The 25,702-nt window shown below is 38.9% G+C and carries 24 protein-coding genes and 1 other RNA gene; 1 reads left to right on the plus strand and 24 read right to left on the minus strand.

The window, feature by feature from the left end:
* From mutL to sigH, 9 genes are read right to left on the minus strand one after another with little or no spacing between them, the layout of a single operon-like run.
* Positions 1-2,019: a DNA mismatch repair endonuclease MutL gene (gene mutL / locus EO114_RS00595; protein ID WP_127060881.1), complete on the minus strand. Its 2,019-nt coding sequence runs from the start codon at positions 2,017-2,019 to the stop codon at positions 1-3.
* Positions 2,019-4,619 (minus strand): DNA mismatch repair protein MutS, encoded by a 2,601-nt coding sequence (gene mutS, locus EO114_RS00600; protein WP_127060883.1) that lies wholly within the window; start codon positions 4,617-4,619, stop codon positions 2,019-2,021. The genes mutL and mutS overlap by 1 nt, the downstream gene beginning before the upstream one ends.
* A gap of 15 nt (positions 4,620-4,634) precedes the next feature.
* The gene (gene miaB / locus EO114_RS00605) at positions 4,635-5,945 is read right to left on the minus strand and encodes a tRNA (N6-isopentenyl adenosine(37)-C2)-methylthiotransferase MiaB (RefSeq protein ID WP_127060886.1); all 1,311 of its coding nucleotides are present in this window, start codon (positions 5,943-5,945) and stop codon (positions 4,635-4,637) included.
* A gap of 1 nt (position 5,946) precedes the next feature.
* Positions 5,947-6,804, minus strand: a complete 858-nt coding sequence (locus EO114_RS00610; RefSeq protein WP_127060888.1) for a hypothetical protein — start codon at positions 6,802-6,804, stop codon at positions 5,947-5,949.
* Between the two features lie 9 nt (positions 6,805-6,813).
* The gene (locus EO114_RS00615) at positions 6,814-7,641 is read right to left on the minus strand and encodes a PHP domain-containing protein (protein ID WP_127060891.1); all 828 of its coding nucleotides are present in this window, start codon (positions 7,639-7,641) and stop codon (positions 6,814-6,816) included.
* A 13-nt stretch (positions 7,642-7,654) separates the two neighbouring features.
* Complete coding sequence (gene smpB / locus EO114_RS00620; protein ID WP_009352740.1) at positions 7,655-8,119, minus strand: SsrA-binding protein SmpB; 465 nt, start codon at positions 8,117-8,119, stop codon at positions 7,655-7,657.
* Positions 8,119-10,491 (minus strand): ribonuclease R, encoded by a 2,373-nt coding sequence (gene rnr, locus EO114_RS00625; protein WP_127060893.1) that lies wholly within the window; start codon positions 10,489-10,491, stop codon positions 8,119-8,121. Before rnr ends, smpB begins: the two co-directional genes overlap by 1 nt.
* Positions 10,492-10,546: 55 nt before the next feature.
* Positions 10,547-10,783 carry a preprotein translocase subunit SecG gene (gene secG / locus EO114_RS00630; protein ID WP_038144301.1) on the minus strand — a complete coding sequence of 79 codons (237 nt, stop codon included), beginning with the start codon at positions 10,781-10,783 and terminating at the stop codon, positions 10,547-10,549.
* 19 nt (positions 10,784-10,802) lie between these two features.
* A complete protein-coding gene (gene sigH, locus EO114_RS00635) occupies positions 10,803-11,447 on the minus strand; it encodes an RNA polymerase sporulation sigma factor SigH (protein ID WP_062402655.1) in 645 nt (214 codons plus the stop codon).
* A gap of 128 nt (positions 11,448-11,575) precedes the next feature.
* On the opposite strand from sigH, the gene ssrA reads away from it, so the two are divergent.
* Positions 11,576-11,917, plus strand: a transfer-messenger RNA (tmRNA) gene (gene ssrA / locus EO114_RS00640).
* Positions 11,918-12,065: 148 nt separating this feature from the next.
* Here ssrA and EO114_RS00645 read toward each other — a convergent pair.
* The 15 genes from EO114_RS00645 to thiC all read right to left on the minus strand — a co-directional run bounded on the left by EO114_RS00645 (position 12,066) and on the right by thiC (position 25,638).
* Entirely contained in the window at positions 12,066-13,802 is a 1,737-nt protein-coding gene (locus tag EO114_RS00645; protein ID WP_127060895.1) for a proline--tRNA ligase, read from the minus strand.
* 35 nt (positions 13,803-13,837) lie between these two features.
* Positions 13,838-14,914, minus strand: coding sequence for a flavodoxin-dependent (E)-4-hydroxy-3-methylbut-2-enyl-diphosphate synthase (gene ispG, locus EO114_RS00650; protein WP_127060897.1), 1,077 nt, complete (start codon positions 14,912-14,914; stop codon positions 13,838-13,840).
* 9 nt (positions 14,915-14,923) lie between these two features.
* Entirely contained in the window at positions 14,924-15,943 is a 1,020-nt protein-coding gene (gene rseP / locus EO114_RS00655) for an RIP metalloprotease RseP (RefSeq protein WP_127060899.1), read from the minus strand.
* On the minus strand, positions 15,937-17,097 hold the full coding sequence (locus EO114_RS00660) for a 1-deoxy-D-xylulose-5-phosphate reductoisomerase (protein ID WP_126940336.1): 1,161 nt from the start codon (positions 17,095-17,097) through the stop codon (positions 15,937-15,939). Before EO114_RS00660 ends, rseP begins: the two co-directional genes overlap by 7 nt.
* Positions 17,098-17,121: 24 nt before the next feature.
* The gene (locus EO114_RS00665; protein ID WP_127060901.1) at positions 17,122-17,940 is read right to left on the minus strand and encodes a phosphatidate cytidylyltransferase; all 819 of its coding nucleotides are present in this window, start codon (positions 17,938-17,940) and stop codon (positions 17,122-17,124) included.
* Between the two features lies 1 nt (position 17,941).
* The gene (locus EO114_RS00670) at positions 17,942-18,709 is read right to left on the minus strand and encodes an isoprenyl transferase (protein ID WP_126940338.1); all 768 of its coding nucleotides are present in this window, start codon (positions 18,707-18,709) and stop codon (positions 17,942-17,944) included.
* Positions 18,681-18,938, minus strand: coding sequence for a hypothetical protein (locus EO114_RS00675; protein ID WP_009352768.1), 258 nt, complete (start codon positions 18,936-18,938; stop codon positions 18,681-18,683). The genes EO114_RS00670 and EO114_RS00675 overlap by 29 nt, the downstream gene beginning before the upstream one ends.
* Positions 18,938-19,498 carry a ribosome recycling factor gene (gene frr / locus EO114_RS00680; protein ID WP_009352764.1) on the minus strand — a complete coding sequence of 187 codons (561 nt, stop codon included), beginning with the start codon at positions 19,496-19,498 and terminating at the stop codon, positions 18,938-18,940. The genes EO114_RS00675 and frr overlap by 1 nt, the downstream gene beginning before the upstream one ends.
* 12 nt (positions 19,499-19,510) lie before the next feature.
* On the minus strand, positions 19,511-20,230 hold the full coding sequence (gene pyrH / locus EO114_RS00685) for a UMP kinase (protein ID WP_127010600.1): 720 nt from the start codon (positions 20,228-20,230) through the stop codon (positions 19,511-19,513).
* Between the two features lie 76 nt (positions 20,231-20,306).
* The gene (gene tsf, locus EO114_RS00690; protein ID WP_009352758.1) at positions 20,307-20,990 is read right to left on the minus strand and encodes a translation elongation factor Ts; all 684 of its coding nucleotides are present in this window, start codon (positions 20,988-20,990) and stop codon (positions 20,307-20,309) included.
* Between the two features lie 121 nt (positions 20,991-21,111).
* Positions 21,112-21,837, minus strand: coding sequence for a 30S ribosomal protein S2 (gene rpsB / locus EO114_RS00695; protein WP_062402636.1), 726 nt, complete (start codon positions 21,835-21,837; stop codon positions 21,112-21,114).
* 207 nt (positions 21,838-22,044) lie between these two features.
* Positions 22,045-22,632, minus strand: coding sequence for a hypothetical protein (locus EO114_RS00700; RefSeq protein ID WP_127060903.1), 588 nt, complete (start codon positions 22,630-22,632; stop codon positions 22,045-22,047).
* 120 nt (positions 22,633-22,752) lie between these two features.
* The gene (locus tag EO114_RS00705) at positions 22,753-23,445 is read right to left on the minus strand and encodes a hypothetical protein (RefSeq protein WP_127060905.1); all 693 of its coding nucleotides are present in this window, start codon (positions 23,443-23,445) and stop codon (positions 22,753-22,755) included.
* A 4-nt stretch (positions 23,446-23,449) separates the two neighbouring features.
* Positions 23,450-24,157, minus strand: coding sequence for a hypothetical protein (locus EO114_RS00710; RefSeq protein WP_164723728.1), 708 nt, complete (start codon positions 24,155-24,157; stop codon positions 23,450-23,452).
* A 176-nt stretch (positions 24,158-24,333) separates the two neighbouring features.
* Positions 24,334-25,638, minus strand: a complete 1,305-nt coding sequence (thiC, locus tag EO114_RS00715; protein ID WP_127060908.1) for a phosphomethylpyrimidine synthase ThiC — start codon at positions 25,636-25,638, stop codon at positions 24,334-24,336.
* Between the last annotated feature and the right edge of the window lie 64 nt (positions 25,639-25,702).

The raw sequence follows: 25,702 nt of genomic DNA on the forward strand, positions 1-25,702 counted from the left end.
TTAACTCCGTAAAAATAATTTTCCTAATTCGTCTGGTGTAAATTTAATGATCGTAGGTCGTCCGTGAGGACACACATAGGGCTTTTCTGTGCTGAATAGGTCTTGCAGTAAAGCATCAATTTGTACCAAGTTTAGATTATGCCCCGCTTTAATGGCACCACGACAGGAAGCATAGGCCAACATTTCATGTCGTAATTGCGCTGCACTTGGACTTTGATGATCATGCATATAGGAAAATACGTATTGTAAAATCTCTGGAACTTTACTTTCAATAATATCCACAGGATGACCATCAATACGTAAGGAAGTGGGTCCTCCTTGGTCTACTTGGAATCCTAAGTCTAACAATGCATCTCTCTGTTCTTCCGCCAATGTTAATTCTTCCTCGCTAACATCCATGTACATAGGCATTAATAATTCCTGCATAGGAATGGACTCGGATGATTTGCATAGTTTGTCATACCGCACACGTTCGTGCGCTGCATGTTGGTCGATAATGTATAAATCATCGCCTTTTTTTGCCAAAATATAGCAAGAGGCTACTTGGCCCATAGGAAGTAATCCGTGATTAGCTACTGTTTTACTAGCATTAGTATTATATGAATTACCATGATCAGTATCATAGGAACTATCTATACCAAGAGCATCTCCAGTACGAGAATCACCTGCTAGACCTTGTACTGTACTTAAATATATCGATACGGATTCATTTCCAGCATGGTTTATATATGGCTCTACAGAACTTGGTACTAAATTAGGCCGTGATTCACGGATAGCTCTGAATCGATCTTTATCTTCCTGTGTATAACTTTTAGGCACAAAGTTTTCATTCACATCCAGTGATTCATTAAAGTTACTTTGTTCGTACACAATACGTTGTGGAGCTATATATCCTTTTTGACGAATTGTATCCACGAGAGCCTCTGTTTTTTCACGCATTACCGTAAATCCTTGAGAACGTCCAGTGAATACTTTATCGTAGTCGATGGCTGTAGCAATGGTTTCTTCTTGATTGGTTGTTATGTGATGCGTAGGGTTTTCTAAAGCTTGCAAAATACTGTTATACACGGCTTTAAAAACCGGTTTATCATCTGAGAATTTCACTTCACTTTTCCGTGGATGTACATTGATATCGACAGTCCCAGGAGGTACAACAATTTGTAATACCACTAAAGGATAGCCACCTTTTGGCAATAGTGCATGGTATGCTGTATCAATTGCTTTATAGATAGCTTTGTCGGAAATAACACGTTGGTTTACGATGGTCGTCTGCCATTGACGGCTACTTTTTAGTACCGTTGGCTTGCTGACCACACCTTCCACATAAATACCTTCCGCCTCATAAGCAATGGGAAATACGTCTTCACTGACTTTAAATCCATAGAGAGCGGCGATAGTATCCACCATCTTATGATTCCCTGGTGTCATGATGGTCACACGGGTATCCACAATGCATTTGAAAGCAATATGGGTGTGACTCAGTGCCAGTTTGCCAATCATATCCTGAATCTTATTCGCTTCTGTACGAGTTGATTTTAAGAACTTTCTACGAGCCGGGGTGTTATAGAATAAATCTTTCACCTCAATGGAGGTGCCCACTGATGTGCCACATGGATCGCAATCTACCATATGACCACCTTCGATATAAATCCGTGTGCCCATAGTATCCGTTTCCTGACGAGTCCGTAAGGTAAACTTAGATACAGAAGCAATGCTGGCAATCGCTTCACCACGAAAACCTAAAGAGGCAATATCGTATAAATCGTCGGCACTGCGAATTTTACTAGTAGCGTGACGCAATACGGCTAGCCGTGCATCTACTTCAGACATACCGCACCCATTGTCGGTAATGCGCATGTATTCGATGCCACCTTCTGCAATTTCTACTTCAATAGAAGTAGCCCCTGCATCGATAGCATTTTCTACTAATTCTTTGATTACAGAGGCAGGGCCTTCTACCACTTCTCCTGCTGCAATCTGATTGATTGTCGTTTCATCTAAAACATGAATGGTTGGCATTATTTGCCACCTCCTTGTTTCGCCTCTTCTTGTAAACGATATAATTCACTGATGGCCTCGATAGGCGTCATACTCATAATGTCTAATTTCAGCAATTGATCGAGGACAGGTTGCGTGAATAAATCACCGCTCCCAAATAGAGGTCCTGTAACGCTTGGTTTTTCTTTTTTCTTAGGCGCTGGTTCCGATACCACTCTTCCATCTTCTAAGTGAGCTAATATAGTGTTCGCTCTATCTAGTACAGCTTTGGGTAATCCTGCCAATTTAGCTACATGGATACCATAACTACGGTCTGCTCCACCTTTTACAATGCGGCGCAGAAATAGTACATCATTGCCTTTATCTTTAACTGCTACTGTATAATTTTTTAGCTTACTATATTGATCTTCTAGTTCGATTAACTCGTGATAGTGAGTAGCGAACAAACTTTTACAGTGAATAGTTTCACAAATGTGCTCCACCACGGCACGAGCAATACTAAGACCATCAAAGGTAGACGTACCACGGCCGATTTCATCGAGGATGACTAGACTGTTGCACGTTGCATGTTCTAGGATATAGGATACTTCTTTCATTTCCACCATGAAAGTACTTTGGCCTGTGGAAATATCATCGCTGGCACCGACGCGGGTAAAAATTCTGTCCACAGGAGCAATGGTGGCCTCTCTAGCAGGAATAAATGAGCCAATTTGCGCCATAATCATGAGCAAAGCCACTTGACGCATGTAGGTAGATTTACCTGCCATGTTAGGACCTGTGATGAGAATAAATTCTTCTTCGGAATGGTTCAACACCACATCATTAGGAATGAATAATTCTTGTTTCAGCAAGGTTTCAATCACTGGATGACGACCGTCTTTGATGGAAATCGCCCCATTTGTAACAATAGTAGGACATACATATTTATTAGTAAAGGCCACTTCCCCTAAGCTCAAAATCACGTCTAACTGTGCAATGCCACGAGCCGTTTCTTGAATCTCTTTAATATGTGCTTTAGCAATCAAACGCAAGTCTTGGTACAAAGAATATTCCAACTTTTGAATCTGTTCTTTTGCATTGAGCATTTTTATTTCAAACTCTTTTAGCTCTGGCGTAATATAGCGCTCTGCATTGGTTAAGGTTTGCTTACGAATGAAATAATCTGGCACGAGACCCACTTGCCCTTGGGACACTTCAAAATAGTATCCGAATACTTTATTGTATCCTGTTTTAAGACGAATTCCTGTAGCTTGTTTCGCCTCTTCTTCTAAGCGATGTAGCCACTCTTGACTATTGGTAGCCAAGGAGCGCAATTCATCTAATTCTGCACTGTATCCATCATGGATAACATGACCATCTTTCAACGCCAACGACGGCTGATCCACGATAGCACGTGTTAATAGGTCACATAGGTCATCATGGGTGTGAATCATACTATGACAGTCTTGAAGAATATTAGAGGTACAATGTTGTATTACCTCTTGAATCATCGGTAAGACCCGCAAAGATTCTCGCAAGGAGGCAAAATCTCTAGGAGACACACTCCCCGTTTCTACACGGCTTAGAATACGTTCAAAATCATAAACTGATGTCAGTAAAGAACGCAGTTGACTGCGCATGGTTGGATTATCAATAGATTCACCTATGCCCATTTGACGGCGCACGATGCGATGGATATCCATTAAAGGATGTTCAATCCACTGTTTCAACATGCGAGCTCCCATAGGGGTTAATGTTTTATCTAGTACATCTAGGAGCGTACCTTTTTTAGATCCATCTCGAACATTTCTTGTAATCTCCAAATGGCGCAAACAAGATGTGTCCAATATCATGCGGTCTCCCACAGATAGTTGGTGCACATAATTAATGTGAGATGTATCTGTTTTAATAATTTCTTGTAAATAGAGAATTACATAACCTAAGGCTTCTAATACATCTTCTTCTAGCAAGCCGGCGTCAGAAAAATGTTCACGACCTTTTAGACGAATACTGTCTATAGTTTCTGTAGGCGTGAACGGAGACAAGGCTATGCCTGACATTTGACGTGTCAAAAAATCTTGGATACTAGTAGGTAATTCACTACTACCAGCTAGGATAAGCTCTTTTGGTTGGTACATAGTGAAAGCATCAAATAAAGAACTTTCACTAGAACTATCCATACGCTCCCAAATCACTTCACCAGTAGTGATATCTGTGAACAACACAATGCGCTGCCCCCCTGTTTCATAGGTCAAGGCTAAAAAGTTATTTTCTCCATCTTTCGTACCATTTTCACTGAGTACTGTGCCTGGTGTGATGACACGGATGACATCACGCTTTACAATGCCTTTTGCTTCTTTAGGATCTTCCACTTGTTCACAGATGGCTACCTTGTAGCCTTTACTGATGAGTTTTTCAATATAGGATTCTGCAGAATGGAAAGGAACGCCACACATAGGAGCTTTATCTTCTTCACCCGCATTGCGACCTGTTAAGGTGATATTCAATTCTCGTGATGCGGTGATAGCATCGTCGTAAAAAAGCTCGTAAAAGTCACCTAACCGAAAAAATAATAGTTCCTTCTCATAGCGAGCTTTAATACTAAAATACTGCTCCATCATAGGCGTTTGTTTCTTGCCCATCCTGCTAACTCCTTTCTATAGTACAGTGCCGTATAATACCCACGTTTGTCCTTTATCGATACGTACATCGATAGTATCCCCAATTTTTAAGGTCTCTTGTTTAGGGAATAGGACCATTTTATTGCCCGATGTACGTCCAAACCACATGTTTTCATCAGTACGGCTCGGTCCTTCTACGATGATATCGTACACCTTGCCTTCCATGGCCTGATTCAACTCGAGAGAAATCTCATTTTGCACATCCATCAAGGCTTGTAAACGAACACGTTTCACTTCCTCAGGCACTTGCTCTTCAAATTCCGCTGCTGGTGTACCGGAGCGTTTGGAATAGATGAAAGTAAATGCCATATCATAGCGTACATCTTTCAATAATTGTAATGTTTGTTGGAAATCTTCCTCTGTTTCTCCAGGGAAACCCACAATAATATCTGTAGTGATAGTAACTCCATCGATTTTTTCACGGCAATATTGTAACAAATCTTTATATTGTTCCACAGAATAATGACGATTCATTCGTTTCAAAATATTATCAGATCCAGACTGCACTGGTAAATGCAATTGTGTCACAATATTAGAAGAACGACCTAAGGCATCTACCATTCCTTTTGTCATATCTTGGGGATGGCTTGTCATATAGCGAATACGCTCGATACCTGGAATGCCATCTAAGGCATCTACTAAAGTACCAAAGTCTGTACCATCTTTAAAATCCAAACCATAGGAGTTTACGTTTTGTCCCAACAAAGTGATTTCTTTAAAGCCCTTTTCACCTAGTTCACGCACATCCTTCACAATGGACTCTACAGGACGGCTAATTTCACGGCCCCGCACATGGGGGACGATACAGTATGTACAGAACTTATTACAACCATTCATAATTGGTACCCACGCAAAGAAAGTACCATTTGGTTTCGCCGCCAGTTCTGGTAATACAGTGTTATCCATTTCTACATTGACTTGGCGTTTTTTCGTACGTTGCACTTCTTTTACCATTTCATTGATATGTTGGATATTATGCGTACCCAATACAATATCAATATGAGGTGCTCGTTTGAACATATCCGCTTGGTTCTTTTGTGCCATACAGCCAGTGATGGCAATGATTAAGTTTTTATTCTTTTCTTTCAAATGCTTTAACTCGCCAATACGGCCATAAATTTTATTTTCCGCTGTTTCACGAACGCAACAAGTATTTAAAATAATCAAATCCGAAGAATCTACATCTTCTGTAGGTACATATCCAACAGACTCTAATTGATGTGCCAATCGTTCTGAATCACTTTCATTCATTTGGCAACCATATGTATAAATATAGTATGACTTCATATTACTCCTTATGCTTGTATTTTACTTTTGATGGCTCAATGGTGCCACCTACCTTAATGGCAAGCCTTTCGATAGACATGCCTGTAATATATTCAATTTCTTGACGTATCGTTTTTTGCAAGGTATCCATGATTTCCTTTACCACGAATCCTAGCATAACGGTAACGTCAATTTGTAAGATTAAACCATTAGTGACTTCTTTACTTTTCTTAATGTCCATACTGCGTACATCTGTCACACCTGGAGATTTTTCAATGCTATTCCTGATGAGTGCTTGAATCACTGCATCTTCAAAAACTAGTTTTCCATAATAGCTAAAAGCTGGACGGATAACAGATTTTTCCCATCCTTCATCTTGTTTCGAAGATAATCTAGTTCTTCGCCAGAAAGATTTAATAGGGTCGATTAAAAAGCCTTTAAAATGAGGCTTCAATTCAACAGTTGGAACAGGAATAATATGCTTTCCTTCCTTTAATCTAGCGTGTTGTGCTTTTTCAATATCTTTTGGGGTGGCTACATCTTCAATATAGATATAATAGGACGGCCCAGGGATGCCGAGGGCTTTCGTGATTTTTCCAATCATATTTTCCGACGTACCTAATATCATAAGGCGTTCTGGTTGAATTTCATCTAGCGCTTTTCTTACGCTTTCTACCTGTCTTTTATCCTGAAAGATAGCACGTCGAACTGCTTTAATGCGATTTTCTTCTTTTTTTGCAGAAAAACCACCTACAATACGATTATTATGAATTAAAATTCCATCATCAATGATACAAGATGCATGATGTTCATGTGCCACCACCAATGCTCTATGACTTTTACCTGTTCCGCTAGGGCCAATAAATGCGATCACATCCATATTACACCTCTATGCTCCTTGTAAGGCTTTCATAAAATTAGCTACCCACTCATGTTGTATTTCGTATTCTCCAAGACCGATACTTTCAGGGAAACGATCTTGAATACCATGAAAGTCGGATCCACCAGATATTAACAATCCACGAGTCTCTGCAATCTTTCGATATTTAGTACTATCCTTGGTGGAATGACTAGAATGATAGACCTCTACGCCATCAAAAGGAAGTGCTAGTAATTCATGCACATAGGTGTCATTTTCCACTAATTTAGGATGGGCTAACACAGCGATACCTCCCGCACGATGAATCAAATCGATAGCCTGTTGTGGGGCATACTTTTCCTTCGGCACAAAGCAAGGACCATTGGGGTTTAACATAGTATCAAAGGCTTCCCCTACGGTTTTCACATAGCCGTGAGCAATGAGTAATTGCGCAATATGAGGGCGCCCAAAGGACACTGCATCAGTGAATGTATTTACTAATTCCTCGTAGGAAATATCATAACCTGCCTCAGCACATTTATCCACCATTTTATGGATTCTAGAACGACGCACTTCTTTAAAGTGAGAAATATAATCCTGTAGTTCTGGATGGTCTAAGGAAAATTGATATCCCAATACGTGCACTTCTTTCTCATTGTAATAGGTACTAAACTCACAGCCATGATAGATTTGAATCCCTGTTCTATCCTCATTTGTTAATTGACCGTAGGCACCAACTTCATCATGATCTGTAATAGATATCGCTTGTATTTGTTTCTCTTTTGCTAATGCCACTAAATCCCTTGGCATATACGTACCGTCTGATACATTTGTATGCATGTGGAAATCGACTAACATAGACCCTCCTTTCCTAACGATTTTGTTCTTTCATACGGCGTTGAATATCTCGTTTTGCATCTCGCTCCGCCATATCTTGTCGTTTATCGTAATTTTTCTTACCCGTCACAAGGCCAATGGTAACTTTTACATACCCATGACTATAGTGAAAGTTCAAGGGGATCAAAGAGTAACCTTTTTCTTTTACTTGCCCTAATAATTTATGAATCTCCCGTTTATGCATAAGCAATTTACGTGTCCGTTCTGGCTCATGATTAAATTGATTGCCTTGCTCGTATTTACTGATATGTACTTGGTATAAGAAAAGTTCACCATGTTCAATACGGCAAAAACTATCTTTTAAATTGATGCGACCAGCTCGAATGGATTTCACTTCCGTTCCCGTAAGGGCAATCCCTGCTTCATAGGTTTCATGAATGTGAAAGTCATGCCTAGCTTTGCGATTATCTACAATTAATGCATTGTTATCTTTCGCCATTACCGTTTCCTCTGTTTCTTTCCTTTTTTATGATTACTTTTTTTGTGTATCGTTTCATAAAACGCTGTTTTCTTTTTTGAATCCAACTTGCGTAGCATTTGCTCTACCGCTTTCGTGGTACCTGTCGTTTCTATTATATCATGAGTTTGTCTATCTCGACTTTTTCGTTTCTCTTCTTTTTGCTTCTTATAGGATTTTCTATTTCCCCGTTTTGGTTTTGAAAGTGATTCTTCACGACCTTGTCCTCGCCGTAAGTATCTATCGATGTATTCGACTTCACCAATGACAAAATCGATTTGCCGAAGCTCTGTATCAGCTTTAATCAATGTTACTGTCACCGATGTACCTAAGTGATATTCCTTTCCACTTCGTCTACCATAGGCCATATAATGTGGTTCGTCAAAGACATAATGGTCATCATCCATCAAATTATACGGTACTAAACCATCTACCCCATTATTAAGTTCAATAAATAAACCAAAGGCAGTAATTGAACTTACATGTCCCTCGAAACTTTCACCAACATATTGCGCCATATACTGAACCTTTTTCATATCCAAAGTTTCCCGTTCTGCTTCTGTAGCGATTTGTTCACGCTCTGAGCAATGACTGGCACTATGTGTTAAATAGGACTCATCAGCAATCGGCGAGAGTCGTTTTGGTTTGCCTTCTAGGACATAGCGCAATAGTCGATGAATCATCAAATCTGGATAGCGACGGATAGGTGATGTAAAATGGGTGTACGTAGAAGATGCCAGACCAAAGTGTCCCATATTATCAGAACTATATTTTGCTTGTTGCATAGAACGAAGGACCATGATTTGTACCACAGGTTCAATCTCTGTACCAGCCACAGATTGTAATAACTCTTCAATATGTTTAGGCTCAACCTTGGTCGGTAGTTTTACAGGATACCCTGCATGGTGTAATACTGTAATAAGTTGTTCTAACTTCGTATCTTTTGGTTCTTCATGAATACGATACACAGAAGTATCTAACCGTTCACTAAGAAATGTAGCTACGGTTTCATTGGCTAATAACATACATTGTTCGATTAATTTTTCTGCAATGGTTCTATCTTTTCGTACGATTCGTTGTGGTGTTCCCATACCATCTAAGAGAACCTTATATTCTGGAAACTCAAAACTTATGGCCCCTGCTTGTTGACGCATCTTCATTAATTGGTATGCCAATGTTTCTAGGATTTTCACCATTGCCATAAGTGGTACCAAATCATCAGGAATGATATTCTCTTCTAAGGCTAAGTAGATTTCCTTATAGCTACAACGACGAGTGATATGAATAATGGATGGCTTTATGGAATATCGCAACACTTTACCTTGAGGACTTACTTCCATAATACAGGACATGGCATAGCGATCTTCCTTGGCTTGTAAGGAACAAATACCGTTTGATAGTTCCACTGGTAACATAGGGATCACACGATCCACCAAATACACACTAGTGCCACGGCGGTATGCCTCTTGGTCAATGATTGATCCAGCTGGCACGTAATGGCTGACGTCTGCAATATGAACCCCCAATTCAATATTGCCATTATCCAATACTTTCGCATGCACAGCATCATCTAAATCTTTCGCATCTTCTCCATCGATGGTGATCATTTCTTGGTGTCGCAAATCTAAGCGGTCTGCTTCATCAGTAACTGTGAAAGAAATCTTCCGGGCCTCTTCTTGCACGTCTTTTGGAAACTCTTTTGGCAAATTAAAGGTAGCCATCACTGACAAGACATCTAAATCTGGGGTAGAACTATCCCCTACAATTTCTACAATTTTTCCTTCTGCTTTACGATTTTCTTCTGGCCAAGCAGTTAATTCTACCACTACGGTAGCACCACTTCTAGCATCTAAAGTAGCTTCTAAAGGAATATAAATATCCTCACCTAATCGTTCATTATGAGGTGTAACAAATCCACTTATTTTTAGACGCTCAAAAACACCTACTACACGATTCGTATTTCGAGTCATAATACGATGGATAATACCTTCAGCTTTTCGCTCACTAGTTCCTTTCCGTTTGATTATATATTCTACTTCATCATCATGCATGGCTGTGCCTGAGCAACCATTGGGAATGAATATATCTGGTAAGTTTCCCTCTGTAGGTATAACAAATCCAAACCCTTTTTTACTAGCTTTATAGATACCTAGTAATTTCCTATTTTCTGTTTTTTGATAGGTTGCATATTCACCATCTTTAATGCAAATAGAGCCTGCAGTTTCTAAATCATGTAAAATAGAAAAATATGCTTTAATTTCCTCATCTTTATAGCCCAAAATGAAAGGAACATCTTCTATATGATAAGATTCAGGCCATATATCTCTAAAAAATTGTAAGATTTCGTCTCTCATAGTACCTCAATATATCTATAAAAAAAACCTACCATAGGGTAGGGTTTTTTGTGTATTAATAAGAACTTAACACTAAATCTAATGCTAAGCTAACCAAAATGAATAGTGTCGCTAACACAACTGTACACCGTGATAAGAATCCATCTACACCACGTTCTTTCCCACCGAATACGGAATCAGCTGCGCCAGAAACAGCACCACCCATACCTGCACTTTTACCGGTCTGTGCTACTACTACCACAATTAAAAGAATAGAAATAATAATTTCAACAACCATTAGAAAATCTCTCATGAATCTCTTCCTTTCTGTATTAACGGTTATGCCCGAAGTAAACTTCCATTTTTTTCTTTACTCGTTGCAATGCATTATCAATAGATTTTATAGAACGATGATGTTCTTCTGCCATTTCTTGGTAGGATTTGGCATCCATATATCCACGTAATACATCCCATTCTAGAGGGCTCAGAACAGCCTCCATCACTTCTTTAATAAGAGCGTATTGCTCTCTATTAATAACTACTTCCTCTGGGTCTAAATTTTTTTCTGTTTCCAGTACTTCTATTAAAGTTCGCTCTGAATCATCATAGGCTGGTTTATTTAAAGAGATATAGGAATTCAAAGGAATGTGCTTTTGACGACTAGCCCCTTTGATAGCAGAAATGATTTGTCTTGTAATACATAATTCAGCAAATGATTTAAAACTGACCTCACGGTCTCGATTATAGTCTCTTGTTGCTTTATACAAACCAATCATACCTTCTTGAATAATATCTTCTTTATCAGCACCCATTAAAAAATAGGACCTAGCTTTAGAGCGTACAAAATTTTTATATCGTTGAACAATATAATCAGTAGCAAAATGATTGTTTTCACGTTGATAGATATCAACAATCTCTTCATCAGATAATGATGAAAACCTTTCAAACTCAGCTACTGTTTCTGTTTCATATGACATAGGATTCCTCCTGTGACTCTGTACTAGGAATGATATTTAATAGTATACACTATCTTTAAAAAAAAGTACATATTACATTTGACTTTCACAAGATATATCTATATAATTATAAGACAATAATTACATATGGGGACGTAAAGGTTTCGACAGGTATGGATGTATCTTAGAAAGCGAGCTGGTGTCTCACTTGACCATAAAACAGTGAAACTTAAATTAAACGCAGAAGAAAATTTTGCATTAGCTGCATAAGCTACGTCACACCTTCTCTCGCCCGTGGAGAGGGATGTGGCGTCAAACTACGGGCTAGCTAGTTCTATCCGCTCAATTAGAGCTAGTTAAATCTCATGAGCTAGAATAGCTTAGGTTGTTGATGTCCAAACACTATTCGAAGTTTAAAACATCAACTGCGCTCGGAGAGGTCTAGGGGGCAACATGTTTGGACAGGGGTTCGACTCCCCTCGTCTCCACCACAATACCAAATGAAATAACCGCTTATTCATAAGTGTTCGTAAGTGTTCACGAATACGATGAATAAGCGGTTTTTTGTAATTAAAACGACTCATCAAGGTATCCTCGATGAGTCGTTCTCTCTAATTCTATGCAGTTCAATGTGTGCAATTAAATGCTATATCCATCTTTCAACAGACGAAGTAATCCTTGTACAGAGGTACTTACCTCATCAATTTTAAGAGTGCTTGTAGAACCATCTTTACGAATACGTAATTCTACTTCGCCAGATTCGATAGTATTTTTACTTACCGTGATGCGTACAGGATAGCCAATCAAATCTGCGTCTTTAAATTTAACACCTGCACGGTCCTTACGATCATCCAATAGTACATCAACACCAGCTTGTTTCATCTCTTTATACAAGCGTTCGCTCACTTCCATCAAAGCATCATCTTTCGCATTAATTGGAACAATAACAACCTCGAATGGAGCAATTGCTACTGGCCAGATGATACCATTTTCATCATAGCTTTGTTCAATAGCAGCCGCCAATGTACGTCCTACACCGATACCATAGCAACCCATTTGGAATGGAGTTGGACGGCCACCTTGGTTCAATACTGTGGCATTCATTGATTCAGAGTATTTCGTACCCAATTTAAATACTTGACCTACTTCGATACCTTTATCGATGCGAAGTTGACCACTGCATTTAGGGCATGGATCATCGAGAGTAATCAAACGAATTGGTGCCACAATGATATCATCTACATTGAAATCACGGTTAGGATTGATATTGATATAATGCGCATCTGCTGTATTAGCACCACCACATACATTATGTAAGTTCATCACTGTTTCATCCACTACAATGGCAAACTCTTCAGATTGTGAAAGTCCCACTGGGCTAATAAATCCAGCTGTTAATCCTACACGTGCTAAATCTTCTGGGGTTGCCATTTCTGGTTCAATACCGCCTTCTACAGCACGTTGTACAGCGATTTCATTCACTTCATGGTCACCACGAACAATGGCAAGAATAACTTTACCTTCAATGTTGTAGACTACTGCTTTAATTGTTTTTTCCAATGGCAATTGTAACATATCGGCTACCGCTTGAATTGATTTAGCATCTGGTGTAGATACTGTTTTCAATGCCTTAGCTTCTTCTGTATCCACTTCCAATGCTTTTGGTTGGCCAATTTCAATGTTTGCAGCATAATCACATTTTGTGCAGTGGATAACATCTGCCTCACCAGATTCCGCCAAAGCCATGAACTCAAAGCTACCGGAACCACCAATGGCACCATTATCTGCTTCTACTGCTTTACATGTTAAGCCACAACGTTTGAAAATTTTACTATATGCCTCATACATATCCCAAAAAGACTTGCTCATACCTTCTTCATCGATGTCAAAGGAATAGGCATCTTTCATGATGAACTCACGGCTACGCATCAGTCCATAGCGTGGACGACGTTCATCGCGATATTTATTTTGAATTTGATATAAACTTAACGGTAATTGACGATAGGAATTGACTTCTCCACGCACTAGATTAGTTACCATTTCTTCATGAGTTGGTCCTAAGCAATATTCACGGCCATGACGATCAGAAATACGCATCATTTCTGCGCCATACGCAGCCCAACGACCAGATTCTTCCCATAGTTCACTAGGTTGTAAGATCGGCATCATGATTTCTTGGCTATTGATAGCTTCCATTTCTTCACGAATAATTTCATTAATTTTATGAATACTACGCCAAGCCAATGGTAAATAAGTATATAATCCACCTGCTACTTTACGAACAAAACCTGCACGCAACATTAACTGTTGGCTGATTACATCAGCATCGGAAGGCATTTCACGTAATGTCGGTGCATATAAGCGACTTGCTAACATAACATACTCCTTTATATTCTATATGATTCATACTCTTAATTATCTTCTAACATTAAAAGATAGTGATCGATTTCAGCAAATAAGGTATCTACCAACTCTTGTTCTGGTACAGTTTTTAATACTTTTCCTTTACGGAAAATAATACCTTGTCCTTTACCTCCTGCAATACCAAAATCAGCTTCTCGTGCTTCTCCAGGTCCATTTACTACACATCCCATAACAGCTACACGGATTGGGGCTTTTATAGCCTTCAAACGTTCTTCAACAATGTCTGCCATATTGAATAAATTGACTTGACATCTGCCACAGGTAGGACAAGAAATCATAGTCGCTCCAAAGGTACGAAGTTCCAAAGAACTTAAAATAGTTTTTGCTACTTCTACCTCATGGATTGGATCGCCCGTTAAGGACACACGAATGGTATCACCGATACCATCTGCTAAGAGTGTTCCAATACCGATAGCCGATTTAATCGTTCCTTGTTTGATAGTGCCTGCTTCCGTTACACCTAAATGCAATGGATATGGTATTTTACTAGATAATTTGCGGTATGCTTCAATCATTAAAGGTACATCTGTAGCTTTAATAGAAACTTTTATTTGGTCATATTCTAAAGATTCTAAAATACGAATATGTTCTAAGGCAGTATCCACCATACCATCCGCTGTAGGATGTCCACCATGGGCATCTAATACATGCTGTGGTAAAGAACCAGCATTGACACCTATACGAATAGGAATCAATTTTGGTTTCGCTTTTTCCACAACTTTTATCACATTATCGATACTACCTATATTTCCTGGATTAATGCGAAGCCCATCAATCCCACTGTCAATAGCTTGCAGTGCTAACCGATAGTCAAAATGGATATCCGCAATTAATGGAATCATCGCACGCTCTTTGATATCTTTAATTGCTTTTGCTGCAGCCATATCAGGAACAGCTAAACGAACCAATTCACAACCAGCAGTAGCTAGGCGATTGATTTCCTCAATAGATTGTTCTACTTTCACAGGATTTGTAGTAATCATAGATTGGATACTGACAGGTGCGTTATCACCAATATGGACGGTACCCACTTGAATACCTTTTGTCGGTTTACGTTCTATCATAGGATACCTCTAAAATAATCGTAGAATATCTTGGAATGTAGAATATACAAACACTAATAATAATAGGCCTACACCAGTCATTTGGATGTATTGTAATGCCTTCTCTGGTAGTTTACGGCCTGTAATTCCTTCTAGAATTAATAACACCAAGTGGCCACCATCTAGGACGGGAATTGGCAATAGGTTGATAACTCCAAGGTTTAAGCTCAATAATGCAGTAAATAGTAGCAAACTGATAAAACCATGTTGTGCTACTTGCCCTGCCATTTGTGCTACACCGATAGGACCCGCTACATCGCCTTTACTATGTCCTGTTACAATATTCCACAATCCTTGTACCATATCAGTAAGGGTAGATCCAGTGTGGGATACAGCATGCACCGCAGATTCGCCAATACTATACTCTTTTACTTCCAATACTGGATTGATTCCGATAACGGCTCTATCACCAGATTCACGAGGAATCACTGTCGTAGATATAGTCTCACCATTTCTATCTAAGGTAACTGATACTACATGATTGCTATGACCTTTTAAAGACTCTGTAATATCTTTCCATTCTTTAATGGATTGACCATTAATGGATACAATTTTGTCTCCTTTTTGGATACCAGCGGTAGCCGCTGGATTTCCTGCTAATATATCTCCAATAATCGGTTCCTGAGATGGTATTGTGGTTCCATGGAACGCAAATACAAAAAAGTATATCACAATAGCCAATAAAAAGTTAAATGTAGCACCTGCAGCGATAACGATAAATCGTTGCCATACAGGTTTACTATTAAAACCACGTTCGCCAGCATCTTCCGATGGATCCATACCAGCAATTTTGTTGAATCCACCTAGTGGTAATAAACGCAAGGAGTATAGTGTTTCTCCTTTTTGCTTTTGAACGACATTAGGGCCAATACCGATAGCAAATTCATCAACACGCATGCCACAGGCTTTCGCAGTTAGAAAGTGCCCCAATTCGTGAATCATAACTATAACGCCGAATACGAAGACAGCTCCTAAAATTGTAATTAACATGCACTTCTCCTTTGTATTTCTTTGGTAGCTTCTTGTCTAGCCCAGGCATCCATAGCAAGTACTTCTTCTATGGATGTAGGTACGCCATTTATCATGCGTTCAAGAACGGTAGAAACTACTTCATATATATGTCCATAGGTAATTCGTTCATGCAGTAAGGCATACACAGCCATTTCATTGGCTGCATTAAATACAGCAGGTGCATAACCGCCTTCTTTTCCCACTGTGAAAGCTAGTCGTAAGGCAGGAAAATCATCCCACCGAGGTGCCATAAACTGAAGATCTAATCCCTTGGTAAAATCTAAATGTTCCATTTGTAATGGATATCGTTTCGGATAGGTCATCGCATATTGGATAGGCTCACGCATATCTGGATTCCCTAATTGTGCCAAAATAGCACCATCTTTCATTTGAATCATAGAGTGTACAATACTTTGCGGATGTACCACTACATCAATATGATTGTAATCAAAGTCAAAAAGCCAATGGGCTTCAATAACCTCTAGGCCTTTATTAAATAAAGTGGCGGAATCAATAGTAATTTTATTTCCCATATTCCATGTTGGGTGCGCTAAACAATCTTTTGCTGTTGCCCCATATAAATCGTTTGACTTCCAGTGACGTAAGGCACCACCTGAAGCTGTGATGATTAATTTTTCTACGTTACTTCTATCTTGCCCTTCCAAACATTGAAAGATAGCACTATGTTCACTATCAATTGGTAAAATTGAAACACCATTGTCTTGGGCAGCTTTTGTAATTAAAGATCCACAAGCCACTAAAGTTTCTTTATTAGCAAGGCCAATCGTTTTTTGTGCACGAATCGCAGCCATGGTAGGTTCAATGCCTGCAGCACCAACTACGGCAGTGACAACCATCGTAGCTTCAGGCAAGGTTGCCGCTACTGATAAGGCTTCTTTACCACCAATAATTTCTGTGGGTCCATCATAGCGTTCTCTTAATTGTATATATGCCTTTTCATCTACAACACCCGCCATAATTGGCTTAAATTCGGTAATTTGTTGCTCTAGTAAATCAATATTTCTATGTGTTACTAACGCTACTGCCTGGAATTGATCTGAATGTTGACGAATCACATCTAAAGTTTGTGTTCCTATAGACCCCGTGGAGCCTAAGATACTTATAGCTTTCATAAAGGTCTCCCTACAATTAAATCATTACAGCATAAGAATGTATGCCAACACTAATGGTGCAGCAAATAATAGACTATCAAAACGATCTAATACGCCACCGTGGCCAGGTAATAATGTGCCAGAATCTTTTTTATTTGCCTCACGTTTTAATTTTGATTCAAATAAATCTCCTAGCGGTGCTAATATCCCAACAATGACACCTATACCAACGCCAAAATTCAGCGGTAATCCTAAGGAAAGAGATCCAATCCACCCTGTTAAAATACAGCCGATGAAACCACCAATAAAACCTTCCAATGTTTTATTAGGACTAATAGTTGGTACAATGTTTCGTTTTCCAAAAGAACGGCCTACAAAATAAGCAAATGTATCACTAGCCCAAATAGCTATCAACACAAGCCAAATGACAGCCGTACCAAAGCCTTCTTGACCAGCATAATACGTTGTATTTTCATAGATACTATTATCACGCAACACCATCAATGCGATAAACCCACTGGTAACATACAACAAACTACTAATCGTAGATTGCACTGTTGAAAGAGTTCTTTTCCCGTTACAGAAGGTGTATTCAATGACCATAGCTAACATCACCAAAATTCCTAAGAATAAAGCTAATGGGTAGCTACCAAATAGTAAGGAACCGCATACAAGGGCAATATAAATTAGACCCCACAGTGGTAATAGACGCCGTTTCATATGACGAAATAAGCTAACACATTCTACCCAACCGATGACAGCTAACACGGACATCACAAGATTAAAAAACAGGCCCCCATAGGTGATGGCAACCGCCAGCAAGACAACGCCAATCAAAGCTGTGATGAGACGGGTTTTTAACATATTATTTCTCCTCTTTTAAACCACCAAATCTACGCTCACGTTGTTGGTATGCCAAGATGGCTTCTTCCAACACTTGCGGTGTAAAATCTGGCCAATGCAAAGGGGTAAACCAGAACTCTGCATAAGCAATTTGCCATAACAAGAAATTACTAATTCGTGCATCATTACTTGGTCGAATCAGTAAATCCACACGGTCAAATTCTTTTGTATCTAAGTAGGAAGAAATCAATGTTTCTGTAATATCTTCCTCAGTGATAGCACCCTTTGCCACATCTTGGACAATCCGTTTTGTAGCTCTTGTGAGTTCATCACGTCCCCCATAATTAATTGCTAATTGCAGTGTGATTCCCTTATTATCTTTTGTTAATTCCTCAGATTCTTTGATGATTCCTTGTAACTCTTCAGATAACTTGGTTATATCTCCCACAAAACGAATGCGCACACCTTCCGCATGCATACGTTTTACATTTGAAAGTAAATACTCTTTAATAAGACCCATTAACAGGCTGACTTCTTCTTCTGGTCGTTTCCAGTTTTCAGTGGAAAAACCATAGACAGTCAATGCTTTCACACCAAATCCTTGGGCTGCTTTCACAATATCCTTTAATACTTCCGCACCTGCGCGATGACCCATACTCCGTGGCATGCCTTTACGCTTTGCCCATCTACCGTTACCGTCCATGATAATGGCAATATGTTCTGGAATATTCGTTGGATCTATAGTCGGTCTCTCTTGATGTTTACTTTTCTTCCATAAGTTTTTTAGCATACTGTACCTCATTCGACTGCGCCACATGACTGGCTACCATAGGATGAAAGAGAACTATCTCCCATGCGCCTTCTTTTACTATGACACGGCCTACATAACATTCTTCGGAAGAAATGGAAAAGAACCGATTATAGTTCTTTTCTATTTTTGTAGTAAAAGGGATAGAGGCAGCCTGCAAAAGAGACTGTGCAAGCTGCCATGGAAATCCCAAAATAGATGTATGTTCCATTAGACAGACATAACATCCTTTTCTTTTATATCGCGAAGTTCATCAATTAATTTAATTTTTTTGTCAGTCAATTTTTGAACTTGTTCTTGTCCATCTTTTGACACATCTTCAGTAATTGTTTTCGCTTTTTCTTCTTTTTTGATTGCATCATTAGCATCACGACGAATGTTACGGACTGCAACTTTAGCATCTTCTGCTTTTTTGCTTACTACTTTTACTAATTCTTTACGACGTTCTTCTGTCAATTGAGGGATAGCCAAACGAATAGCCTCACCATCATTATTAGGGTTTAATCCTAAATCAGATGTTAAAATAGCTTTTTCAATAGCACCAATCATAGTTTTATCCCATGGAGCGATTAAAATCATGCGAGGATCTGGAGCAGATACGTTTGCCACTTGATTAACAGGTGTTGGGGCACCATAGTAATCTACCATAACGGAATCCAACAAAGATGTATGCGCACGACCTGTGCGAACATTAGCAAATTCATGTTTTAAGGATTCAATTGTTTTATCCATGCGCGCTTCTTCGCGGCTAATAATTTCTTTAATTTCCATAGTGTTCACCTTTTATTTTACGATAGTACCGATGGCTTCTCCCTTAGCAGCACGTGTGATGTTACCAGGAATATCCATGCTAAATACAACGATAGGAATATGATTATCTTTACATAATGTAGTTGATGTAGCATCCATTACTTTCAATTCTTTGCTGATTACATCCATGTATGTTAATTCATCGAATTTTACAGCATTTGGATTTGTTTTAGGGTCGGAATCGTATACGCCATCAGCAAATTTTTTCGCCATTAAAATAGCATCTGCTTCGATTTCAGCAGCACGCAAAGCAGCTGTTGTATCTGTAGAGAAGTATGGATTACCCGTACCTGCTGCAAAGATAACAATACGACCTTTTTCTAAGTGACGAATAGCACGACGACGAATGTATGGTTCTGCTACTTCTTGCATTTCAATCGCTGTTTGAACACGAGTTGCTACGCCTGCATTTTCAAGAGCATCTTGTAATGCAATAGCATTCATCACTGTTGCAATCATACCCATATAATCAGCAGATGCACGATCCATACCTTTAGCACTACCGGATAGACCACGCCAAATATTTCCACCACCTACAACGATAGCAATTTCAATACCACTTTCTTTGGAAAGTGATGCAATCTCTTGTGCCAATGGTTCTACCACTTGTGGGTTAATGCCAAATCCTTGATCACCTGCTAAGGCTTCACCGCTAAGTTTTAATACGATACGTTTAAATTTACGTTCACTCATGTCCTTCTCCTTATGACGTTTCTAACAAATAATTCAAAAATAAGAGAACACTTGCGGTGTTCTCTTATCTCCGTACTTATTTACCTACAGTAGCCATAACTTCTGCAACGAAATCGTCTTGTTTCTTTTCGATACCTTCGCCTAAAGCATAGCGAACATAACGACGTACGTTAATGTTTTCACCGATTTTAGCGATTGCTTCATTGATCATAGCTTGTACAGTTTTTTCACCGTCTTTAATGAAAACTTGTTCTAATAGGCAGTTTTCTTTATAGAATTTTTCAACGCGGCCAGCTACCATTTTTTCAAGAACTGCTTCTGGTTTTGGTTTACGGCCAGCTTTAACGTCTTCTTCAGCTTCTACTTTAGCTTGTTCCATCAATACAGCTTTTTCGTGTTCGATTATATTAGCTGGAACATCTTCACGTTTTAAGTATGTTGGGTTAGCTGCTGCAATTTGCATTGCTACATCTTTACAAAGAGCTTGGAAATCATCAGTTTTAGCAACGAAGTCTGTTTCACAGTTTACTTCTACTAGTACGCCGATACGTCCACCACCATGAATGTAAGATGCTACTACACCTTCAGCTGCAATACGACCAGCTTTTTTAGCTGCCGCTGCTAAGCCTTTTTCACGAAGGAAGTCAACTGCTTTTTGGATATCGCCATCAACTTCTACCAATGCTTTTTTAGCATCCATCATACCTGCGCCAGTCATGTCGCGTAATTCTTTTACTAAAGCTGCTGTAATTTGAGCCATGATTTTTCCTCCTATAAATAATTAAGGTAAGACCTTAGCCTTACCTTAATTTTACATCGTTATTACTTATTTATCAATTAAGACTATGTCTGTATATATTGTTAAATAATCTTACAGATTCTTAAGCTTCTTCGGAAGCAGTTTCTGTACCGAAAGCGTCTTGTTCACCTTGACGACCTTCTAAAATAGCGTCAGCCATTTTACCAGCTAATAATTTAACTGCGCGAATAGCGTCATCATTTGCTGGGATAGGGAAATCAACTTCGTCTGGATCACAGTTAGTGTCCACAGTAGCTACTACAGGAATACCTAATTTTTTAGCTTCTGCGATAGCGATTTTTTCTTTTTTAGGGTCAATTACGAAAAGTGCGCCTGGCATTTCTGGCATATCTTTGATGCCGCCAAGATATTTTTCCAATTTTTCCCATTCATGACGAAGACGAATTACTTCTTTTTTTGGAAGAACTTCGAATGTTCCATCTTCAGCCATTTTTTCTAATTGTTTTAAGCGTTTAATACGAGCTTCGATAGTTTTGAAGTTAGTCAACATACCGCCTAACCAACGTTCGTTAACGAAGTACATATTAGCACGAAGAGCTTCTTCTTTTACAGCTTCTTGAGCTTGTTTTTTAGTACCTACGAAAAGGATTGTTTTGCCTTCTTGAGCTACTTCACGTAAGAAATCATACGCTTCTTCTACTTTTTTTACAGTTTTTTGAAGGTCAATGATATAAATACCATTACGTTCAGTGAAGATGAATTTAGCCATTTTAGGATTCCATCTTCTTGTTTGATGTCCAAAGTGAACACCAGCTTCTAATAATTGTTTAAGTGATACTACTGCCATGTTGGCACCTCCTGTTAAAAAACCTCCGCAACCCTCATCCCTCAGCAAACGCGAAATTGCGCACAGAACTGATAGTCTAGTTGCGTGTGTATTCATACTTGGTTAGTATAGCACAAACTGTTGGGTGAAAGCAAGGGGTACCTTGCTTTATATCAATATGTTCGTATATTAGTTGATTATATACAAAAATACTGCGATAACATACGATTAGTAATCCCAGCCGAATAGGTGGAACACTCTATCTTTAATACGCTCTTGTTCTGATTCAGGTGTATAAGTAACGCTAAAAGTTCTATCTAATTCTAACATCCTTATAGCTCTACTTTTATAAATTAAGTTCCCATGTATATCATAATACGCTGGAGTAGGATCATTTCGAACCGAATACTCATCTACACTATATATCATGTAGCTATATCCTACCGTAATAACATCAGGCTTAATGTCATTGTTTACCTCTCCAAGCCAATGCGAGCCTATAGGCGTGAATTCTCTTTTAAAGTTACCTGCTACAAACCTATTTTGTGCTTCACCACCTGCTATAGCCGTTCTACGGTCTAAATATGTTTTGTAATACTGATTTTCAGCTACTGGAATCCAGCGTTCCCCGACTTGTGGTAAATGTAAATATCCATCACTCTGTTTTGTCACCTGCGTATCACCATCAGGAACCCCCAAAGCATTATCTAATTTCTTTAATGTTTTACTTAACCAACTAGCTTCTACTGTAGCAGTCCCTGCATTAACTGCAAATACACTGGCCAAGATAAGAGCGATTGCTGTTCTTTTTCTCATAGCACACCTCACACTTATAAAAAATAACTATAATGACACCACTATCATACTCCATAAATATATGCAATATCAAGCATTGTAGACATTTAAACATATAGATATATCATACTTATTGTACTTCTAATTAGAATGAGCATAGACCTTTTTATCACTTTCTTTCACAGTGAAAGTGATATTGCGTATTTGATATGCTTCATTGGGACTATTAGCATTATCGATGTCTACTTTCTTTTTGATGTTAGCTGCCTCTTGTTCGTTAGCAAATGTAAAGAAAGAGTCATCAGTTTTATACATAATAGAGTTATCATCTTTACCGCTGACAAGTATTAACTTACCATTTTCTTTCTTAATTGTGTGGGTAGCACCAAACGCCGCATCATAAGCCTTACCATCTCTGACTGTCATTAATGTATCTTCTTTTATTTCATCATAATAAGGCACCCATTCATAAGCGTCGTCATAGATAGGTACCACTCCATTTTTATTTGGTCCCTTCGCAATATCTAATTTCGTAATTCTTGCATGATCAGTACCATATTCTTTTTCGTTTACCAACTGATGTTTCGCATATACATTACGCATATAAAACTTAGATTCAGTCATTTTATATACATGGTCACTTACCTTTTCAAATGTTATTTTATAAACAATCCCACCATTATAGCCGTTGTCTTCATAAGGAGGGTTGTAATGATACCATGTACCCGACAAATCGGGATTATCACCGACTGATGTATCAGATGTGCATCCTGTGAAATCCAGCCCCATCATGATTATACCTAATATAATTAGCATATATTTCTTCATGTTCATACTACTAACCTCGTTTTCGCCACAGAATATAGGCGCCTACTACCACACCAAATACTACTACACCAATCATTACATTTCTAACAGTATGAGATGCTTTTAGAAACACAAATCGGATATTTTGATCTTTTTCAAAAGTTATTGTGTTACCATTCACTACACCATCTGTTTTGAAATCAGTTTTAATATCCCCATCTACTGTGATAGTTGTTGTTCCATAGGATTTTCCCATAAAAAACATATATGCATTATTTTCTTCACCATAAGGATAGATAACATGTAGCGCTTCAGGTTTATCTATGGCACCATAAATAATTCTGTAACTGTTAGTTAATTCACTTTCATCTGAAAAAGAAGCTGTAATTTTCCAATATTCAGATTTAGCATCTGTTTGATTATTCAAAGCCTTACCAGCTTCATCAACAGCCTCTACATTAATATGTTTTGCACTAAACTGTTTTAAAGTCTCTTTCTCCTTATTTTGTTTTTCCTCAAATGTTTCATCACCTATATGCTTACGGTCATAAATAATTTTATTTACACTGTCGTCAAACCCAGCTTCTAAATCCGTTTTACTTAAAGGTTCAGGAGTATGCAATTGCGCTTCCCATTTCCCGCTAAAGTCACTATCTACTTGTATAGTAGAGTCCATACTTGCACAACCAGTTAGCGCTAATAGTGCGCATCCCAGTGCCAATAGTTTCCATTGTTTCATCATGCACCTCAAAAAAACAATTTTCTCAAATGTTACTCTCATGTAAATTCACTAGTTGCATTACACAAAAACATATTTACTATCTATATAATACATCAATCGTATTGCTATAATCAATTTATCTATACAACAAAACAACCAACTCCTATCCAAGAGTTGGCTGTTTCGTTTCTCATTTATAATATATCTATTTTCTCTCCCTCTAAGGCTTTATTGATGCTCCGTACGGCGCAGAATTTTCCGCACATACTGCAAGCTTCTTTATGTCCTTCTTCTGGGGCACGACTTTCACGGATGCGACGTGCTTTTTCAGGATCTAGTGCTACTGCATATTGTGCTTCCCAATCGAGTTTTTGGCGTGCCTCTGCCATCCGGTCATCGCGATCTCGTGCATTCGGAATACCTTTTGCAATGTCTGCGGCATGAGCTGCGATTTTGAAAGCCATAATGCCTTCTTTCACATCATTTTCGTCAGGTAAGGCTAAGTGTTCCGCTGGTGTTACATAGCAAAGGAAGGCTGCCCCATGCATGGCTGCCACTGCACCACCGATGGCAGCTGTAATATGGTCATAGCCTGGTGCAATGTCTGTTACTAATGGTCCTAATACATAGAACGGCGCCCCATCGCAGATTGTTTGTTGTACTTCCATGTTAGCTTGCACTTGATTCAATGGTACATGACCAGGACCTTCCACTAACACTTGTACACCACGTTCGCGAGCTCGTTTTGTTAACTCCCCAAGTCGAACAAGTTCTTCGATTTGACAGATATCTGTAGCATCTGCCAAGCAACCAGGACGGCAGGCGTCGCCAAGGGAAATTGTCATGTCATATTCTGCACAAATATCCAAGATTTCATCATAGTATTCATAGAACGGATTCTCTTGACCAGTCATGGACATCCAGGCAAAGACTAAACTACCGCCACGGCTCACAATGTTTAATTTTCGGTTGTGACGTTTAATTTGCTCCACTGTATGTTGCGTAATTCCACAATGTAAGGTAACAAAATCTACCCCATCTTCTGCATGGAGACGGATCGTAGAAATAAAGTCTTCAGCTGTCAATTCGCCTAAATCTTTTTGGTGATGGATAACGCTATCATAGATAGGCACGGTACCAATCATAACGGGACATTCTTTTGTGAGTAGACGGCGGAATACTTTTGTATCACCATGTGTAGACAAGTCCATAATCGATTCAGCCCCTAATGCCACTGCATGATGGACTTTTTTCATCTCTTCTTCGTAGTCTGTACAATCCTTGGATGTGCCTAAGTTTACATTAATTTTTGTGCGTAACTTCTGACCGATTCCTTCTGGTTGTAAAGATGTATGATGCTTGTTGCACGGAATTGTTACATGTCCTTTTGCCACTAAGTCTCGTAATACTTCAACATCCATGTTTTCTTTTTCTGCTACCACTTTAATCGCGTCGGTAACAATGCCTTTTTGGGCTGCTTGCATTTGTGTGTAAAACATAAAAAGCTCCTTTCATTACAAAGGAGCCTATTTTGGGTGCTCTATACACAAAAAGGTATCGACA

It is taken from the genome of Veillonella sp. 3627, assembly GCF_003992195.1.
In the GTDB taxonomy this organism is placed as follows: Bacteria; Bacillota; Negativicutes; order Veillonellales; family Veillonellaceae; genus F0422.

Excerpts from the sequence above, each read along its gene's own strand:
- mutL (WP_127060881.1), bottom strand. The coding sequence starts at position 2,019 with ATGCCAACCATTCATGTTTTAGATGAAACGACAATCAATCAGATTGCA.
- mutS (WP_127060883.1), bottom strand. The coding sequence starts at position 4,619 with ATGGGCAAGAAACAAACGCCTATGATGGAGCAGTATTTTAGTATTAAA.
- miaB (WP_127060886.1), bottom strand. The coding sequence starts at position 5,945 with ATGAAGTCATACTATATTTATACATATGGTTGCCAAATGAATGAAAGT.
- EO114_RS00610 (WP_127060888.1), bottom strand. The coding sequence starts at position 6,804 with ATGGATGTGATCGCATTTATTGGCCCTAGCGGAACAGGTAAAAGTCAT.
- EO114_RS00615 (WP_127060891.1), bottom strand. The coding sequence starts at position 7,641 with ATGTTAGTCGATTTCCACATGCATACAAATGTATCAGACGGTACGTAT.
- smpB (WP_009352740.1), bottom strand. The coding sequence starts at position 8,119 with ATGGCGAAAGATAACAATGCATTAATTGTAGATAATCGCAAAGCTAGG.
- rnr (WP_127060893.1), bottom strand. The coding sequence starts at position 10,491 with ATGAGAGACGAAATCTTACAATTTTTTAGAGATATATGGCCTGAATCT.
- secG (WP_038144301.1), bottom strand. The coding sequence starts at position 10,783 with ATGAGAGATTTTCTAATGGTTGTTGAAATTATTATTTCTATTCTTTTA.
- sigH (WP_062402655.1), bottom strand. The coding sequence starts at position 11,447 with ATGTCATATGAAACAGAAACAGTAGCTGAGTTTGAAAGGTTTTCATCA.
- EO114_RS00645 (WP_127060895.1), bottom strand. The coding sequence starts at position 13,802 with ATGTTAGCAAGTCGCTTATATGCACCGACATTACGTGAAATGCCTTCC.
- ispG (WP_127060897.1), bottom strand. The coding sequence starts at position 14,914 with ATGATAGAACGTAAACCGACAAAAGGTATTCAAGTGGGTACCGTCCAT.
- rseP (WP_127060899.1), bottom strand. The coding sequence starts at position 15,943 with ATGTTAATTACAATTTTAGGAGCTGTCTTCGTATTCGGCGTTATAGTT.
- EO114_RS00660 (WP_126940336.1), bottom strand. The coding sequence starts at position 17,097 with ATGAAAGCTATAAGTATCTTAGGCTCCACGGGGTCTATAGGAACACAA.
- EO114_RS00665 (WP_127060901.1), bottom strand. The coding sequence starts at position 17,940 with ATGTTAAAAACCCGTCTCATCACAGCTTTGATTGGCGTTGTCTTGCTG.
- EO114_RS00670 (WP_126940338.1), bottom strand. The coding sequence starts at position 18,709 with ATGCTAAAAAACTTATGGAAGAAAAGTAAACATCAAGAGAGACCGACT.
- EO114_RS00675 (WP_009352768.1), bottom strand. The coding sequence starts at position 18,938 with ATGGAACATACATCTATTTTGGGATTTCCATGGCAGCTTGCACAGTCT.
- frr (WP_009352764.1), bottom strand. The coding sequence starts at position 19,498 with ATGGAAATTAAAGAAATTATTAGCCGCGAAGAAGCGCGCATGGATAAA.
- pyrH (WP_127010600.1), bottom strand. The coding sequence starts at position 20,230 with ATGAGTGAACGTAAATTTAAACGTATCGTATTAAAACTTAGCGGTGAA.
- tsf (WP_009352758.1), bottom strand. The coding sequence starts at position 20,990 with ATGGCTCAAATTACAGCAGCTTTAGTAAAAGAATTACGCGACATGACT.
- rpsB (WP_062402636.1), bottom strand. The coding sequence starts at position 21,837 with ATGGCAGTAGTATCACTTAAACAATTATTAGAAGCTGGTGTTCACTTT.
- EO114_RS00700 (WP_127060903.1), bottom strand. The coding sequence starts at position 22,632 with ATGAGAAAAAGAACAGCAATCGCTCTTATCTTGGCCAGTGTATTTGCA.
- EO114_RS00705 (WP_127060905.1), bottom strand. The coding sequence starts at position 23,445 with ATGAACATGAAGAAATATATGCTAATTATATTAGGTATAATCATGATG.
- EO114_RS00710 (WP_164723728.1), bottom strand. The coding sequence starts at position 24,157 with ATGAAACAATGGAAACTATTGGCACTGGGATGCGCACTATTAGCGCTA.
- thiC (WP_127060908.1), bottom strand. The coding sequence starts at position 25,638 with ATGTTTTACACACAAATGCAAGCAGCCCAAAAAGGCATTGTTACCGAC.